Genomic DNA, 16,432 nt, shown 5'->3' with positions numbered 1-16,432 from the left:
TCTTGCCTTATCTTATAAATTTATCGGCATTATTACTGTTGTTAATTCTTTTGAATTTACAACAAATGCTAGTGAGCTTTCATTAAATCCAAGCTCAAAATTTTCATCCTCGATGCTACTTAAAAAGTCAAGTAGATATCTATTTTTTATACCTATGAAAAATTCATCTCCAAGCTCTAAACCAGTTTGATAATCTATCGTAGTTTTTGCTTCAGAGTTATCTTCTATAACACTTTCAAATGTTATATTGTCTTTCGCAAAGGATATTTTCATTGTGTCACTTAGCATTGAGATAGTTTTTATACCCTCTATCATCTTATCTCTACTTAATTGAAGTCTTTTTCTAACCTCTTTTGGTATGACACGCTCGTAATCTGGGAATTTACCATTTATAAGTTTTGTGAAAAACTCAAAATTTTGGCTTTGAGCGATTAGGATATTTTCATCATAGTAAATTTCTATCTTGTCAAAAAATAGTTTTTGTATTTCATTGATAGCTTTTTTAGGGATTATTAGTGAAAATTCTTTTTCGGTTGGTGTTTGAAATCTAAATACACTAAGTCTTCTTGTATCAGTACCAACGATATTTATAAAGTCTTTTTTAATATCAAGGAAAGCACCATTTAGTTCAAATTTTGGATTATTACTATCAATACTTGGTAAAATTTTCTTTAAACTTCTTCCTAACATAACAGCATCAACATTAAATTTTGATTTACCCTCAATCGTTGGAAATTCTGGGAAATCTTCAAATTTATACATTGGAAGTTTGTATTTTGAGTTTTTTTGTTTTATGTAAAGATAGTTATTTACAGTTTCTAACATTACTTCTTCATCTTTTAGACTTTTTATAATGTCAAGTAGTTTTTTGCCATTTGCAGTTGCGTAACCTTCATCAACGATTTTTACATTACTTAGCTTGTATGCTAAACCTATTTCATGATCAGTTGCTTTTATGTTTAAAACACCATCTTTTGCTGAGATATAAATGTGAGAAGTTATAGCACTAAGATCTCTTTTTTCAAGATATGGATTTGTATTTGTTACTATGCTTTCAAGCATATTTTTGTTTATTAAAACCTTCATTAAAAACTTCCTTCTATTTTTAAATTTAATTTTTTTGTTTTAGTAGGTGATGTTAAAAAGTGAAAAGTACTTTTAAACATCGAAATACAGCTATTTGAAATGTGAAAAATTATATTTTGTTTTTCACATTTATTCACAAATTTCATATTGTATTTTATCCTTTTGTCAAAATTTTATTTTTTAATTCAGTAACTTTTAGACTAAAAATTTCATTAGTTTGTATTAGCTCATTTATCTTTTTAATATTATGACTAACGGCACTGTGATCTTTCATACCAAAATAGTTTGCAATTTGTGGCATTGAGTTTGTTGTAAGCATCTTTGCAAGATATATGATGATTCGTCTTGCTTCTACGATATTTGTAACTCTTGATTTGCTTTTTATATCACTTTGTTTGATATTTAGTTCTTTACTAACTATTTCAACGATAGTATCGAAATTTATATTTTCACGTTTTTCTTTGATCAGATCTTTTAATATACTTTTTGCAAGATCAAGTGTGATCTCTTCTTTCATAAGAGTTTTAAAAACATTTAAATTTATGATAGCTCCCTCGATCTCACGGATATTATCTCCCATGTTTGTAGCTATGTAGTTTATGACCTCTTTATTTAGATCGATTTTATCAAATTCACATTTTTTGATGATGATGGCTATTTTTGTATCAAGTTCAGGTGGCGTAATATCAGCCATAAAAGCCTTATCAAATCTTGAAATCATCCTATCTTCAAAGCCTTTTAGTGTCTTTGGAGGTCGATCTGAAGTCATAACTATTTGACCATTTTTTGCTAAAAGTTCATTATATGTGTTGAAAAATTCCTCTTGGATTTTATCAGTTTTGCCAAGAAATTGCACGTCGTCTATTAGTAAAACATCGCAGTTTCTATATTTTTCACGAAATTTTGGCATTGAGTGGTTATTTATGTGACTGGTAAAATCTATCATAAATTGTTCACTAGTCACGCAAATAACGGTTTTTCCTTTATTTAGGCAGTGATTTCCGACTGACTGGAGTAAGTGAGTCTTGCCAAGTCCTGTCGTGCCATATATAAAAAGTGGATTATAAAGTACGCCAGGTTTTTCAGCAGCTGCTTTTGCGCTTAAAAATGCGTATTGATTTGATGCACCGCAGACAAAATTTTCAAATGTGTAGCTTGGATTTAAAATGCTACTTTGTGTTTTTATTTGCTTGACATTTATTTGATTTTGTTTTGATACCTTGCTACTTTTAGTAGATGAAATTTCAATATTTGGCTTTATTCCTGTTTTAACTTCATATAGATGAGCGATCTTATCAGCATATCTTGTATTTATAAATTTAGCCATTAACTCATTTGGTGCAGTAAATACGATAATATGATCGTCTGAAGCCTTTTCGTTAAATTTTAATTGTTTGATATAACTTTGGTATTCTTCAGGTGAAATTTGTGTTGAAAGATTTTCTAAAATTTCGTCTGCTATCAAATTTTTATGCCTTAAATTTTGAGAATTTTTATAGTGATACTATCTTAAATTTAATAAAACCTTTGTTAAACTCTAACAAACTTTTTCACATCGTGAAAAAGTCGTGAAAAAGTATTGAAAAGATAGTGATGAAAATTTTAGGAATCGATCCAGGTACGAAGAATTGTGGTTATGCGATACTTGAAAAAAATAAATTTAAAACTACACTTCTTGAAGCAGGACTCATAAAAATAAAACCAAATACACTTCAATATCAGATTACCGAGCTTTGCGAGGGGCTTGATCTTATCTTTAAAAACCATAAATTTGATGAGGTTGCGATCGAAGATATATTTTTTGCTTACAACCCAAAAACGGTTTTAAAGCTCGCTCAGTTTCGAGGAGCACTTAGCCTTAAAATTTTACAGCTTCATGGTGATTTTGCCGAGTATACGCCACTTCAGGTGAAAAAAACTGTCACTGGCAAGGCCAAAGCTGATAAAGAGCAAGTGGCATTTATGGTGAAGAAAATTTTAGGAATAAATAAAGAGATAAAACCACTTGATATCACCGATGCGATCGCGATTGCGCTAACTCATGCGAATAATTTAAGAATAAGCTAAATTTTGATAGGAAAAAGATGGCAACATTAAAAGCTCTACTAATTGGCGAGGTGAAAAATTATGGCTCACAAAGTGCAACTGATAAGTTAAATACACCATGGAGTTCAGCTATATTTAAAGTAGCTCAAAATGACGAAATTTTTGCAAATAAATTTGGCTTTGTGGGTGATAGCGTCGCTGATACAAAACACCATGGAGGCCCTGAAAAGGCAGTTTTTGCAAATTCATTTGCAAATTACGCCGATTGGGAGAGTTTTTTAGGATTGAAAAATATGGCTTATGGAGCTATGGGTGAGAATTTATGCATTGATGGTCTTGATGAGAGTAGTGTCTGTGTAGGTGATATACATAAAATCGGCTCACTAGTCCTTCAAGTATCGCAGCCAAGAAAGCCTTGCTTTAAGCTCTCGAAAAGATGGGGCAATGAAAATATGGCTACTCACATCTTTGAAACTGGTCTTACTGGCTGGTATTACCGCGTCATAACACCAGGATCGTGCAAAGCAGGTGATATGATAGAAGTTATAGAAAAAGATCCAGTTCATATGAGCATTTTAGAAATAAATAGGCTCTTTTACGCACCAAATGAAAATTTAAATTTACTAGAGAAATTTAACTCTCTCACCACTCTTCCAAAAAGTTGGTATGGTGACATGGAAAGACGTATTCAAGGTATTTATAGTACAGAATATATGAGAAATTTATAATAGTAAGTAAAATTTTTATTATTTTAATACCCACAAATACTCAAATATTATTAGGCTCGTGTAAATTTACATGAGCCTTTAAAATTTTAAACATTTTTTTCGCTAGAATTACCAAAAATTTAAAGGAGAAGATATGCCATTACTTGATAGTTTTTGTGTAGATCACGTAAAAATGCAAGCCCCAGGAGTAAGACTAGCAAAAAGTATGAAAACGCCAAAGGGCGATGATATCAGTGTTTTTGACTTGAGATTTTGCAAGCCAAATGAAGAAATTTTACCAGAGAAAGGTACTCATACATTAGAGCACCTCTTTGCTGGCTTTATGAGAAATCACCTAAATGGCAATGGCGTGGAGATCATAGACATCTCGCCAATGGGATGTAGGACTGGCTTTTATATGAGTTTGATCGGCACACCTAGTGAAGAAGCTGTGAAAAGTGCTTGGTTAGCTTCGATGAAAGATATATTAGAGGTAAAAACTCAAGATCAAATTCCAGAGCTAAATAAATTTCAATGCGGTACTTATAAGATGCACTCACTTGATGAAGCACACGCCATAGCAAAGAAAATTCTTGATCTTGGCTTAGTCATCATAAATAACGATGAGATCAAGCTTAACGTTGATGCTATGGGACTGAAAAAGCACTGATTTGAAGCCAGCTAAACAAGAAAATCAAGCCTATTTAAAAGAGCAAATTTTAACCTATCTTGGTAACAAACGCTCGCTTTTAGACTTTATAGAAAAAGGTGTAAAGTACGCAAAAGACGAGCTTAAAAAAGAGAAACTTAGCTGCTGCGACCTCTTTAGTGGAAGTGGCGTGGTGGCTAGGTTTTTAAAGCAAAGTAGCGAATTTCTAGTCGCAAACGACTTAGAGCTTTATAGCTTTATCACAAACTCATGCTATCTGCAAAACGCCACAAATGATCTAAAAAATGAGATAAATTTTTGGCAAAAAAAGCTTGAAAAAGAGATAAAAAATAGTTTTTCTGAAGGCTTTATAACAAAACTTTACGCCCCACAAGATGATAAAAATATTACCGAGGGCGAGCGGGTCTTTTACACAAGAAAAAATGCTATCTTCATCGACACTACAAGAAGGCTCATAGATGAGCTAATGCCAGAGGAGATGAGAAAATTTTTCATAGCCCCACTACTTTATAATGCAAGCGTACATGCAAATACGAGTGGAATTTTTAAAGGTTTTCATAAAAATAAAGAGGGCATCGGTCAGTTTGGCGGTAGGGGGCAAAACGCCATCTCAAGAATCACTTCTGATATAAATTTGACTAAGCCAATTTTCTCAAATTTTAAAGTGCCTTTTGAGGTCTATCAAAAGGATGCAAATTTGCTCGCAAAAGAGCTTGATGGGCTTGATCTAGTCTATCTTGATCCGCCATATAACCAGCACCCATACGGCTCAAACTACTTCATGCTAAATCTCATCGCAAGCTACGAAGAGCCAAGTAAAATTTCAAAAATTTCTGGTATCGCAAAGGATTGGAACAGATCAGTTTTTAATAAAAAATCGTCAGCAAGCGAGGCATTTTTCGAGTTGATAGCAAATTTAAAAGCAAAATTTATACTCATTTCATTTAACTCAGAGGGCTTTATCAACCAAGATGAATTTGATAAAAATTTAAAGCAGATGGGCAAGGTTCATCTGCTTCGTCAAAAATACAATGCCTACCGCGGCAGCAGAAATTTAAAAGCTAGAAACATCCACGTAGACGAGCTACTTTACATTTTACAAAAGTAAATTTACTGACATTTCATCACTTCTAAATCACAAATCATACTAACGTAAATGTTAGTTTGACTCATCATCTGGCAAACACTTCTCAAATATAAATTTATGCTTATCAGGCAAGGCATCGTAGATGGCATTTGCTAAATTTCTTATCTCCCAAAGGGCTGATTTTGAGCTGCGAAGTGAGATGAAATTTTGCAAGCTTCTAGCGTTTATACTCCATGTAAGCTCGGTTTTGTAGCACTCTGGCAGGCAGTATTTTACGATGTCAAGGCTTTTTGTAGTTGAGGCTAAAATTTCACGTAAATTTTCAAGTGCTTTTATACTTGCGTTATCCACTAGTTCGTCATTTGTTAGTACGATAAATTTAGCCGCACGCTCAAACTGCCCTACTTCAAATTTCTCCTCTTTTTTTAGCTCTTTTAGTGTGTAGCGAGTTGATTTGACGCTTAGACTTGCCAAGCGGTGACGAGCTAGCTCTTGAAGTAGCGCACGAGAGATACCTTGGATGTAGAAGTTGTAGTATAGGTGCTCTAGCGTCGAGGCGTGTTTAAATTTATTGCCCACCCTGTCTATTAGCTCAACATCTTTTTCGCCGCCATTGTCGCCTTTTTCAAAGCTTTGCCAGCATGTGCGGATAGCGTGAGAGCAGATATTTAGTGGAGTATGATTTAGAAGTGTTACTTGCATTTTTTCTCTTTTGTAAAATTTTTTAACATTTTACAAAAATAAGGCTGATTTTATTTGTAAATTTAAAGCATAAATTTCAAAGGGAGGCAAATGCTCCCTTTTGTAAAAGTCTTAGTTATTATTGTTTTAATTGAAGAAGTGTATTTAACATCTCATCACTTGTTGTGATCGTTTTTGAGTTTGCTTGGAAACCTCTTTGAATAACGATAAGATCTGTTAGCGCACGGCTTAGATCGACGTTACTAGCTTCAAGTTTTGAAGCTGCGATCGTTCCTTTATCGCCTGTACCAGCTGCACCGATAACTGCTTCGCCTGAGTTTGCGGTTTGTGAAAAGACATTTCCGCCCTCGCTTTGAAGACCTTCGTTATTTGTAAAGGTAGCAAGTGCTACTTTAGCTAGGCCAAAGCTTTGGCCATTTGAAAATGAGCCTATTATCGTTCCGGTCTCATCTATTTTTATGCCGTTTAATGTGCCACCTGTGTAGCCATCTTGCGAGATTGACTCAGTTGATGAATCTTTATCAAAGCTTGTTAAGCCGTTAAAGTCAGTTCCAAGACCAAAATTTAAACTAATGTTTTGGCCACTTTGTGAGCCGTTGTTAGCTGAAAATGTTATCGTTGCTGGATGGAAACTTGCAAGTGAGCCATTTGCGTTAAATCTAGCTGTTCCAGTTATAACGTTATCTGGGCCTTCGCCTGTGTAGTTTATCTTAGCTGGCTCTGGTACTTGTATAACCATGCTCCACTCAGTTCCACCATCTGTTGTGGTACCCGTTTTTGTCCATTTTATACTAACTGTGTGTTTTGAGCCAAGTGAGTCAAAAATTTCTGCCGTTGAGCCGTGACTTGACATCATCATCTTTCCACTTGCTCTTAAAGCTTGGCCTGGGCTTAATGCGCCATCAAGTGCTTTCATAATAGTTGTAAGTCTAACGTTTTCATTTATAGCTGAGTTATTTGTACCTTGAGCTGGCTTTGTAAGACCAGTTGTTGTCATGTAAAGTGCATGATCTGCTACTTCATTTGATGGATTTTCTAGTTGAAATTGACCTAGTTTATTTACAGTGATCTTTGTACCATCATTTAAATCATCAGCAAGTTTTTTAAGTGCTGCGATACCAGCTGCGTGCTTGTCATCTGGAGTACCAGCTGCAGCGTTATAAGCATTATTATAAGCTGTTTGGCATGTTGTATCAGCTATAGCTGCTCCACCAGTACCCGGAGTTGTATTATGAGCTTCTGTTGCTTGTTTTATAGCATTAGGTACAGCTGAGTTTACTCTTATTTGACCGTCGCCATTGTAGTCAACGTAACTCCTTGCATCTTTTTGCATAGCAGCACGAAGATCTTCTGTTGTAGTTACTTGCCTTTCTTTCGCATCATTGTATTCGTGAACTGCTGTTGTTTGCGAGCTCGTATAGACATATTGATAAGCTGTAATAATATCTCGATTTTTTAAACCGCCATTTGCCACTCCCATTGCTGTCGTTGCTGCTACTAATTCATCACCAGTATTGACAGTTAAGTGAATATTTTTTGTCTCTTTTGTAGTACCTGAATTATTTCTATTTATAAGTGTTAGTTTATTACCTTCTGAAATTTCAGCTCTAACACCAGTTTTATTGTACTGAGCATTGATAGCAGCAGCAACATCACTTATATTTGTTACATCTCCGGTTATATTTACACCATTTAATGTTATATTTAATTTTTTTGCAGTTCCATTAGTAAGTGAACCAACATTATTTGGTGATCCACTACCTATAGTAAATTTTTCAGTTTTAGCATTTGCATAGCTCACCCAGATACCTTGTCCATCTCTTAAAGCAAGACCATTTCCAAGCTCATCAAATGTAACACCTAGATCTACACCACGCTCTGTTAAGCTTTGTTCTTTTTTTGAGTTTGTATAAAACTGATCATTATTTACATCATTTTCGTTATGGACTTCGTTTGGATCTAAAATTCCGTCATTGTTATAGTCACGTCCGCCAGCAACAGAGTCTAGTGAATAAATAGGCGTGCTTCTTTGTCCTATGGTATTGCCTGAGTCAAGGTTACCTTTTATCTTTACTTCTGTTGTCGCTCTTGCTGGAGTGGTAAGACCCTCTTTGATCACAATATTTTTTATAGGACCTGTTGAGTCGATAGTGCCAGTCTCTTCATCTCTTGTCCAACCTTGAACTATATATCCGCTATTGTTTACAAAATTTCCCGCTTTATCACGGACAAAGTCGCCATTTCTTGTATAGTATCTTGTAGTTCCACCATCTGGAGATACGACAAAGAAACCATTTCCTTGAAGTGCAAGGTCTGTTTGCTTATCAGTAGATGTTAGTGTGCCTTGTGAGAAAATTCTTGTAGTTGAGTTTATAGTCGTTCCTAGACCTATTTGCATAGCATTTTGACCGCCTAGCTGACCTTGTGGAGCAGTAGCAACTCTTGGAGTTTGGCTTAGTATATCAGCAAAATTTGCACGGTTGTATTTATAACCATAAGTATTAACATTTGCGATATTATTGCCTTCTACGTCCATGGCTATCTGGTGGGCTTGTAGGCCTGAAACACCAGACCAAAGTGATCTCATCATTGACTTATCCTTTTTGCATTTTAAATTTTTATATTTTCAAAAGCAAAAGATGTTCCAAAATTTATATTGATAAAAAGTAGAGGAAATAAAAAGAAATTTGGCGTAATTAACGCCAAATTTTATCCAAGTATCATAGCTCCAGCGATGCCACCGATGATGAGTGGGATATTGAAAAATACAAATGTAGGTACACAAGTATCATATATGTGGTTGTGCTCACCATCAGCATTTAGACCGCTCGTTGGTCCAAGTGTGCTGTCGCTTGCTGGGCTTCCAGCATCTCCTAGAGCCGCTGCTATACCAACTAGCAAGATGATAGCTGGCACGCCAAAGCCAAGGCTAAGGCAAAGGGGCACGTAGATAGAAGCTAAGATAGGGATAGTTCCAAAGCTAGTGCCTATGCCCATCGTTACAAGAAGTCCGATAAGTAGCATCAAAAATGCTCCGCCTATCTTGCCACCAGATACCAAGCTAGCGTATTTTACAAGCTCATCGATGCCACCACTCTCTCTTAAGATAGTGCCATAACCTGCAGCAACTAGCATGATAAAAGCGATAAATCCCATCATAGCAAGGCCATTATCCATGATCTTATCTACTTTTTTGTATTCGATACCACCAAAAACAACCATTACCAAAAGTCCAAGTAGTGCGCCAAGAGGTAGCAGCTCAGTATAAATTTGCACACCAAAAGCCACTACCGCACCAGCTAAAACCGCCCACTCTTTTTTAGTCATCTCAAGGCTTTTTGCGCGCTCAATCTCATCAAGCTCTTCTTTTTCAAATTTTGAAGTTTTATAAGCTCTTTTTTTACCATAAAAAAGTATGGCAAGGATAAGTCCGATAAGCATAGAAGCGCCGCCTATCCACATAACAGAAGAGATATCAGAAATAGATGTGGTTATGCCGTTATTTGCTAGCTCTTTTTTTAAGATATTGTGAAAAAGCAGACCAAAGCCAACGCTAAGGCTTACATAAGGTGCTTGAAGACCAAACGTCAAAGCACAAGCCACGGCACGTCTATCTATCCCCATTTTATTCATAATAGCAAGAAGCGGCGGGATCAAAATAGGTATAAAAGCTATGTGAACTGGGATTAAATTTTGAGATAAGCACGCTATAAATGCAATAGTTAGTATAAAAATCACTTTATTTGAGCTAAGGAATTTACTCAAAGCATTTATCAAAATAGCAGTTAAATTTGTATTTGCGATGGCGGCTGCTAAAGCACCAAGCAAAATATAACTAAGCGATGTTTCAAGATTGCCTTGCATACCGCTTATAAGGCTTTGCGTAGTCTCTTTTAGGGCCGTAAAGAGGCTATCTATACCACCTGCAATGCCACTTTCAAATCCACTAAATCCATGCTTATACATTACTCCCGCAACAAGAGCAGAGATAAGGATAGAAAGCAAAATGTTAAAACGCAATAGACAAAGTATCGTCATTACCAAAATGCTAAAAACAACAGGGTTAAATATAAGCATGAGCGTCCTTTTTGTGAGTGTTGAGAGATTATACAAATGTGTGGCTTATTAAATTTTAAAAAGAGTGGCTTAAGTGGGCTTGTGTTAAGATTTTGAGTAAATTTTAAAAGGAAAAAACGATGAATTTAGAGAAAATTTATAAAGAGGCCGGAGCATATTTAGAGGGACATTTTTTACTAAGTAGTGGTAATCACTCGCAGTTTTATCTCCAAAGTGCAAAGGTGCTTGAAGACCCAGCTTTGGCTGGAAAACTAGCTGACGAGCTTGCCTGTGTGATAGAGAAATTTGGCATTAAATTTGATAGCGTTTGCTCGCCTGCACTTGGAGGAATTTTAGCTGGCTATGAGCTAGCTCGCGCAGCAAAGAAGCGTTTTATATTTACAGAGCGAGTTGAAAAGGTAATGAGTCTTAGACGTGGTTTTGAGGTGAAAAAAGGTGAGAAATTTATCATTTGTGAGGATATCATCACGACTGGCGGCTCGGCACTTGAAGCAGCACACGTGATAGAGAGCCTTGGTGGCGAGGTAGTTGGCTTTGCAGCACTTGCGAATCGTGGCTTTTGTAAGGTCGCAAATTTAGGCAACGACTCAAAACCAAATGCAAAACTGCCAAGCGATAAGCCATTTTTTGCTTTAGGAAATTTTGAGTTTGAAATTTATGAGCCTGAGCATTGCCCACTTTGTAAAAATGGAAGCAAAGCGATCAAACCTGGAAGCAGAGGCAACTAAAATTTATACTATAAATATAGCTATCTTTCTTTTTTAAAATTGATCGATAGCTAAAATTTTTAGAAAAATCCAAAAATAGTACTCATAGAAAAATTTTAATCAAGACTTCAAATCACTTCAACAAAAATTTATAGTTTAATTTTTAAAAATAATCTGTTTTTATATTGGTATGAATTATTTTTTAGATAATCTTATTTTTTAAGCTACCAAGTGATAATATCTGCTCAAAAAGCGAGATGAAGCTATGCAAGAATATGATATTTTAGACGTTTTATCAAACAAAAAGGTCCTTTGCCTTGAAGATGAAGAGGCGATTTTAAAAAATATTTGTGCGTCTTTGAAACTATTTTTTGCCGAGGTAAATGGCGTAACAGATGGCTATGATGCACTTGAGCTAGCGATGAGCGATGCTTATGATGTTTTGGTACTTGATATAAGTGTGCCAAATATCGATGGCCTAGAGATCGCTAAAAAAGTAAGAACCATAAATCAAAAAATTCCTATCGTGATCTTATCAAGCCATGTCGAACAAGAGTATTTGTGGAGAGCGGTTGAGTTAAAGATCACAAGATATCTTGCAAAGCCATATGATAAAAAGTCATTTATAAAAGCCCTAGAAGACGTTGCTTTAGAGCTTGTTGGACGCAAGCCGACTCTTAGGCTAAATGATGAATTAGAATACGATTTTGGCAAAAAAGTACTTTATATAAATGGTGAAATTTCTCATCTAAGTAAGAGTGAAAGTAGGCTTTTAGAGTATTTTTTAAACAACAAAAATCAAACTATAACTTATGAACAAATTTTTGATTATATTTGGGAGTATGAGCAGCCAAGCAAAGAGGCGATAAAGACGATCGTAAAAGAGCTTAGAAGGAAGCTTGGCAAAGATGTGATTAAAAATTTATACGGTGTAGGTTATCTTTGTGAAATATAAATTTCAGCTAATCGTTAGTGTTTTTATCTTTGTTTATCTCTTAATATCCGCACTTGTTTTAAATTTTTATAATAATCTTGCAATGAAAGATGCCAAAAAAGAGGCGTATTATGTGCTTGAGAGTATAAATTCTGTAAGAGAGTACATCGCAGGCGTTCAGCGTCCGCTAATAGAGCAGCTAAAGCGTGATGGCATTATAAAAGAGGATTTTTTTGACGAGAGATTGCTTTCATCTTCATATATAAGCCGTGAAATTTATAATATCCAAAAGAAAAAATACAATCTTGACTTTGACTACAAACTAGTCGCCATGGCACCTTTAAATAAAGCTCATGAGCCAAATGAATTTGAAGCGCAGGTATTAAGAGGCTTTAAAGAGAATAAATTTAGTGAGTTTTCAAAGATTATAAAAGATGAAAACGGCTCACAATTTTTTGTAGGGCTTCCTATAAGAAGTCAAAATACATCTTGCCTAGCCTGTCACAATAGCGAAAGTGCTCCAAAACAGATGTTGGATCGTTATGAAATTTCAAATGGAAAAATTTCTGAAGCAAGTGAGATGATGGCAATGCTATCTTTTAAAATCCCACTACGTGCCATTTTTTCTTACCATTTAAAAGAGGTTGTCATCATAATGAGCGCGATAGCCTTTGTGTTTGGGATATTTTTGCTACTTGTTTATAAGATGCATAGGCGTGGTGAAGAGAGTAAAAGACAGACTGAGCAGCTAATGATACATCAAAGCCGCCTAGCCTCAATGGGCGAGATGATAGGTAATATCTCACATCAGTGGAAGCAGCCTTTAGCTCAAATCAGCTCAGCTTTAATAAATTTAGAACTCTATCAGGAGCGAAAAAAGCTTGATGAAACAAAAATTTATGAGTTTATAGAAGAGACTAGCAAGCAGATAAATTTTATGTCTGAAACGGTTGATGATTTTAAAAACTTTTTTAAGCCAAATACTTTAAAAAGGGAGTTTAGCGTAGAGGAAGTGATAAATCAGACTATAAAAATTCTAAACGCCTCACTTAAGAAATATCAAATCGAAATAGAGATCGATATAAGAGAAAATTTTACGATTTTTGCAAATTTTAATGAAATAATCCAAATTTTAATAAATATTATAAATAATGCAAAAGATGCATTTAAACAAAGCTATGTAAAGCCAAGAGTAATAAAAATTTATACTTTTATAAAAGATAATCGTAAAAATTTATGCGTGCAAAATAATGCAGGAGCTATAAAGACTTCGTTTTTAAAGGTTATCTTTGAGCCACACTTTAGTACAAAAGAGTCTGGCAGTGGGCTTGGCCTATATATGAGTCGGCTAATCGCTAGTAAAAATAACGCTCTAATCTTTGCTAGAAACGTAGATGAAAATAGTATTACATTTACAATTAGTTTCGAAAATTTATAATTTATTAAAATTCCCCCTTTTCTACCCTTTTTTGGTGTTAGTATTATCAGTATGAAATCATTTTGATTTTAGGATAAAAAATTTAAAGGAGGGCACATGAGAAATCTACAAAAAGCCTTAGCTGGTTTGCTCATGGGTGTTAGCATCTTCGCTTCACAAGCCTGTTGCGAAGAGCATAATATGCAGATGTCCGATAAAGCACGTGATGTTATCGCAAATCCTAAAGGCACACTGCAAAGTAGAGGTGTTATCTCCTTGCAAGACTACGTTGTAGAAGAGCAAGAGATGTATAACTGGTTATTTAAAAACCACCCTATTTTTACAAAATATGGTGGTAAAACCGTCGGTAAAATGGTCGTTCACGACCGTGGCTTAGAGTGGCTCGCCGAGGGACATGGCTTTGATATGTCAAAGCTTAGTAAAAGAGATGGCGGTAAGGGCTATAGCTCTATGATGTATAGAATTCCAGCCACTTCATCACTTCAATTTCCTAACAAATTTGTAGGACCAGAAAAGTGCGGCGAGTGTCACCCAGCCCAGTATGAAGTGTGGAGCAGATCTCGCCACGCAACTACTATGCGCTTCCCTGGCGAGCACCCAGAGGTTAATAACAACCTAACTGAGCCAGTATTTGACAAAGATACCGCTTCTATCCTTCCAAAAGGTATCACACCAGATGTGATCTATGCAACTGTTGGTCACTTAAGAACAAAAATGGGCTACGTAGATGCATGGTTACTTCGTGGTACTTATTACGTTGAGGGCGGCTTGCTAAGAGATGGCACAGGTCAGATCGTAGCTGGCGGTAACCAATGGCAAAGAACATGGGCGTTAAATTTAGACGACGCTACTGTTAAAAAGATAAAAGAGCTTGTTCCAGAATTTCCTGGCACTCTTGAAGAGTACGGCGACAATGGCGGATATGTCAGAGGTCTAGCTTCATACGCCGCAAAACATAAAAAATCAATGTTTTTCCAAGCAAACTCATCATATTGTGAAGTTTGTCACCCAGTTAAATTCGATTTCAAATCAAAAGCAGAATTTTACGCAGCACTTGGTAATGCTAAAGAGCTTCAAAAACACACTATCTCAAAAGGCGTAAGCTGCGAGGAGTGTCACGGAGCTGGCGGTCACCTTGATGGGGCTACAAATTTTAGAACATCAAACTGCGAACGCTGTCACCAAAGATTTAACTTTAGCCCAGATCTAATGCGTGCTAACCCATTAAACAACGGCAAGCTTGATCTATCATTAAGCTCTAAATTTAAATCAATGGGACCAGGATGTGGCTCAGAAGGCTCTCAATCATACTTTACCGCTCACTACGATAAAGGTATGAGATGTGTCACTTGCCACGATCCACATGACAACACAGGTCCAGTTGTAGGTGATAAGAGCGTAACAGGTATGAACTATAACTCAGAACAAGGCTATCTAAGCTCATTCTATACTAAACCAAAAATTAGAAAAGAGTGTAAAGATTGCCACGAGACTCAAGCATATATCGCATCAAAAGCAGATACACACAAAAACAACACTTGTGCATCTTGCCACATGCCATTTATGATGAGCTGCGAGAATTTCTACGCTGTTCAGTTCCAAGACAACGCTGGCTTTGATACTCAAAGACGCTCTCACATCTGGAAGATCATGGTCGATCCAAAAGAGAAATCTCTTGTCCCAGGCGACGCTGCTAAAGGTCCAAGAGATGCTAAAGATTGGCACTTTGAGAGAGATAAAAATGGCCATAACTACGTTGACTTGATGTGGGCTTGCGCTAGAACATCTTGGGCTGATAAAGATATGAAAGATACCAAAGGCTGCCACAGCCCAGTATTATCTGAGCTAAAACCAACACTTCACTTCAAAAACCAAAAACAAGTTTATGATGAAGTTATGGGATGGCAAACTCCAGTTAAGAATGAATTCTCTGAAGTTAAGATTGGTATTGAAGGGCTTTACTCACTACTTGAGACTAAAAAACTTGATGCAAGTGATAAAGTAAGAGTTTATGAGCTTATCCAAAATGCTCAAGAGATCATTGATATGGTTGAAAAAGATGGTTCGTGGGGTATGCACGGATTTAAATTTACTAAACAAAAACTCGATGCATCAAAAGAGTATATAAAAGAAGCTCAAAGAATTTTGAATAAAAATTTATAGCATTTAGGGGCTAGTTTTAGCCCCTTTAATCTTAAGGGTTTGATATGAAAAATAAGGTTTTAAAATTTACACTACTTCTTAGCTTAAGTGCTTCTGGTTTGCTTGCAAATGTAGATTCAAATGAGTCTTATGCTATGGGAGCAACAAGTGGTGGATATGTTTTAAAAGGGTTACTTGAACAAAAACAAATAGGCATTAGCTACGATGCTGAGGCCGTTATCAAAGGTTTTAGTGATGCACTAAAAGGAGAGCTAAAACTAAGCGATGATGAGATAGCAAAGCTACTAAACAAAAGAGCTGAAAATTTAGACAAGATAGTAAAAGAAAAAGAAGCCACCATACTTAAAGAGAATTTAAAGCAAGGCAAGGCTTTTATGGATAAAAATGTAAAAAATAAAAATGTAAAAACGACAAAATCAAAATTGCAATATGAAATTTTAAAATCAAGCAAAAAGGGAGCGACTCCAAAACAAGAGAGTATCATCATAGCAAACTACAAAGCTAGCTTTATCGATGGCAAGGTCTTTGATGAGACAAAAGAGGCTCCAGCTCATCTTTCTATGCTAAATTTGATCCCAGGTCTTGAAGAGGGCTTAATGCTCATGAAAGAGGGCGATAAGTTTAAATTTGTTATCCCGCCAGAACTTGCGTACGGCGATAGCGGCATGGAGGGCATACCTGGAGGCGAGACTATCGTTTTTGAGATAGAGCTTGTTAAGGTCTTAAAGCCAGGTGAGTTAGCCGAGGCTGCAAAGAAAATTCACGAAAAAGAACTAAATGAGGGCATCAAAAAGCCTCATTAAGATAAAAAATGG

The 16,432-nt window shown here is 35.8% G+C and carries 14 protein-coding genes; 9 read left to right on the top strand and 5 right to left on the bottom strand.

Annotation, left to right across the window (positions count from 1 at the left end; genetic code table 11):
* Positions 1 to 12 precede the first annotated feature (12 nt).
* Positions 13 to 1,086, bottom strand: coding sequence for a DNA polymerase III subunit beta (gene dnaN / locus CYP54_RS05720; protein ID WP_103604523.1), 1,074 nt, complete (start codon positions 1,084 to 1,086; stop codon positions 13 to 15).
* A gap of 154 nt (positions 1,087 to 1,240) precedes the next feature.
* Positions 1,241 to 2,551, bottom strand: a complete 1,311-nt coding sequence (dnaA, locus tag CYP54_RS05715) for a chromosomal replication initiator protein DnaA (RefSeq protein WP_103559520.1) — start codon at positions 2,549 to 2,551, stop codon at positions 1,241 to 1,243.
* Positions 2,552 to 2,673: 122 nt separating this feature from the next.
* On the opposite strand from dnaA, the gene ruvC reads away from it, so the two are divergent.
* The 4 genes from ruvC (at position 2,674) to CYP54_RS05695 (ending at position 5,617) form a co-directional block, all read left to right on the top strand.
* Positions 2,674 to 3,153, top strand: coding sequence for a crossover junction endodeoxyribonuclease RuvC (gene ruvC / locus CYP54_RS05710; protein WP_178140253.1), 480 nt, complete (start codon positions 2,674 to 2,676; stop codon positions 3,151 to 3,153).
* 17 nt (positions 3,154 to 3,170) lie between these two features.
* Positions 3,171 to 3,860 (top strand): MOSC domain-containing protein, encoded by a 690-nt coding sequence (locus tag CYP54_RS05705; protein WP_103604522.1) that lies wholly within the window; start codon positions 3,171 to 3,173, stop codon positions 3,858 to 3,860.
* A gap of 133 nt (positions 3,861 to 3,993) precedes the next feature.
* Positions 3,994 to 4,509, top strand: a complete 516-nt coding sequence (gene luxS, locus CYP54_RS05700; protein WP_103604521.1) for an S-ribosylhomocysteine lyase — start codon at positions 3,994 to 3,996, stop codon at positions 4,507 to 4,509.
* A gap of 1 nt (position 4,510) precedes the next feature.
* On the top strand, positions 4,511 to 5,617 hold the full coding sequence (locus CYP54_RS05695) for a DNA adenine methylase (protein WP_103604520.1): 1,107 nt from the start codon (positions 4,511 to 4,513) through the stop codon (positions 5,615 to 5,617).
* A gap of 51 nt (positions 5,618 to 5,668) precedes the next feature.
* On the opposite strand, the gene thyX is transcribed toward CYP54_RS05695, so the two are convergent.
* From thyX to CYP54_RS05680, 3 genes are all read right to left on the bottom strand, one after another.
* Positions 5,669 to 6,298, bottom strand: a complete 630-nt coding sequence (thyX, locus tag CYP54_RS05690; RefSeq protein ID WP_103604519.1) for an FAD-dependent thymidylate synthase — start codon at positions 6,296 to 6,298, stop codon at positions 5,669 to 5,671.
* A 118-nt stretch (positions 6,299 to 6,416) separates the two neighbouring features.
* Positions 6,417 to 8,888: a flagellar hook protein FlgE gene (flgE, locus tag CYP54_RS05685; protein WP_103604518.1), complete on the bottom strand. Its 2,472-nt coding sequence runs from the start codon at positions 8,886 to 8,888 to the stop codon at positions 6,417 to 6,419.
* Between the two features lie 119 nt (positions 8,889 to 9,007).
* A complete protein-coding gene (locus tag CYP54_RS05680) occupies positions 9,008 to 10,375 on the bottom strand; it encodes a Na+/H+ antiporter NhaC family protein (RefSeq protein WP_103604517.1) in 1,368 nt (455 codons plus the stop codon).
* A 119-nt stretch (positions 10,376 to 10,494) separates the two neighbouring features.
* Between CYP54_RS05680 and pyrE the strand changes: the two genes are divergently transcribed.
* From pyrE to CYP54_RS05655, 5 genes are all read left to right on the top strand, one after another.
* A complete protein-coding gene (gene pyrE / locus CYP54_RS05675) occupies positions 10,495 to 11,103 on the top strand; it encodes an orotate phosphoribosyltransferase (protein WP_103604516.1) in 609 nt (202 codons plus the stop codon).
* A gap of 244 nt (positions 11,104 to 11,347) precedes the next feature.
* Positions 11,348 to 12,037, top strand: a complete 690-nt coding sequence (locus CYP54_RS05670) for a response regulator transcription factor (protein ID WP_103604515.1) — start codon at positions 11,348 to 11,350, stop codon at positions 12,035 to 12,037.
* Positions 12,027 to 13,454, top strand: coding sequence for an ATP-binding protein (locus CYP54_RS05665; RefSeq protein ID WP_103604514.1), 1,428 nt, complete (start codon positions 12,027 to 12,029; stop codon positions 13,452 to 13,454). Before CYP54_RS05670 ends, CYP54_RS05665 begins: the two co-directional genes overlap by 11 nt.
* A 96-nt stretch (positions 13,455 to 13,550) precedes the next feature.
* Positions 13,551 to 15,617: a multiheme c-type cytochrome gene (locus tag CYP54_RS05660; protein WP_103604513.1), complete on the top strand. Its 2,067-nt coding sequence runs from the start codon at positions 13,551 to 13,553 to the stop codon at positions 15,615 to 15,617.
* 44 nt (positions 15,618 to 15,661) lie between these two features.
* Positions 15,662 to 16,420 (top strand): FKBP-type peptidyl-prolyl cis-trans isomerase, encoded by a 759-nt coding sequence (locus CYP54_RS05655; RefSeq protein WP_103604512.1) that lies wholly within the window; start codon positions 15,662 to 15,664, stop codon positions 16,418 to 16,420.
* The last annotated feature ends 12 nt before the right edge of the window (positions 16,421 to 16,432 follow it).

The organism is Campylobacter concisus (assembly GCF_002914005.1).
GTDB lineage: Bacteria > Campylobacterota > Campylobacteria > Campylobacterales > Campylobacteraceae > Campylobacter_A > Campylobacter_A concisus_N.
Note: the sequence above shows the minus strand (reverse complement) of the source record. Positions and strands in the feature narration are given on the sequence as shown.

What these genes read in the sequence shown, in the direction of transcription:
- thyX (WP_103604519.1), bottom strand. Translation starts at nt 6,298, where the DNA reads ATGCAAGTAACACTTCTAAATCATACTCCACTAAATATCTGCTCTCAC.
- dnaN (WP_103604523.1), bottom strand. Translation starts at nt 1,086, where the DNA reads ATGAAGGTTTTAATAAACAAAAATATGCTTGAAAGCATAGTAACAAAT.
- flgE (WP_103604518.1), bottom strand. Translation starts at nt 8,888, where the DNA reads ATGATGAGATCACTTTGGTCTGGTGTTTCAGGCCTACAAGCCCACCAG.
- CYP54_RS05655 (WP_103604512.1), top strand. Translation starts at nt 15,662, where the DNA reads ATGAAAAATAAGGTTTTAAAATTTACACTACTTCTTAGCTTAAGTGCT.
- CYP54_RS05660 (WP_103604513.1), top strand. Translation starts at nt 13,551, where the DNA reads ATGAGAAATCTACAAAAAGCCTTAGCTGGTTTGCTCATGGGTGTTAGC.
- CYP54_RS05705 (WP_103604522.1), top strand. Translation starts at nt 3,171, where the DNA reads ATGGCAACATTAAAAGCTCTACTAATTGGCGAGGTGAAAAATTATGGC.
- CYP54_RS05670 (WP_103604515.1), top strand. Translation starts at nt 11,348, where the DNA reads ATGCAAGAATATGATATTTTAGACGTTTTATCAAACAAAAAGGTCCTT.
- CYP54_RS05680 (WP_103604517.1), bottom strand. Translation starts at nt 10,375, where the DNA reads ATGCTTATATTTAACCCTGTTGTTTTTAGCATTTTGGTAATGACGATA.
- luxS (WP_103604521.1), top strand. Translation starts at nt 3,994, where the DNA reads ATGCCATTACTTGATAGTTTTTGTGTAGATCACGTAAAAATGCAAGCC.
- pyrE (WP_103604516.1), top strand. Translation starts at nt 10,495, where the DNA reads ATGAATTTAGAGAAAATTTATAAAGAGGCCGGAGCATATTTAGAGGGA.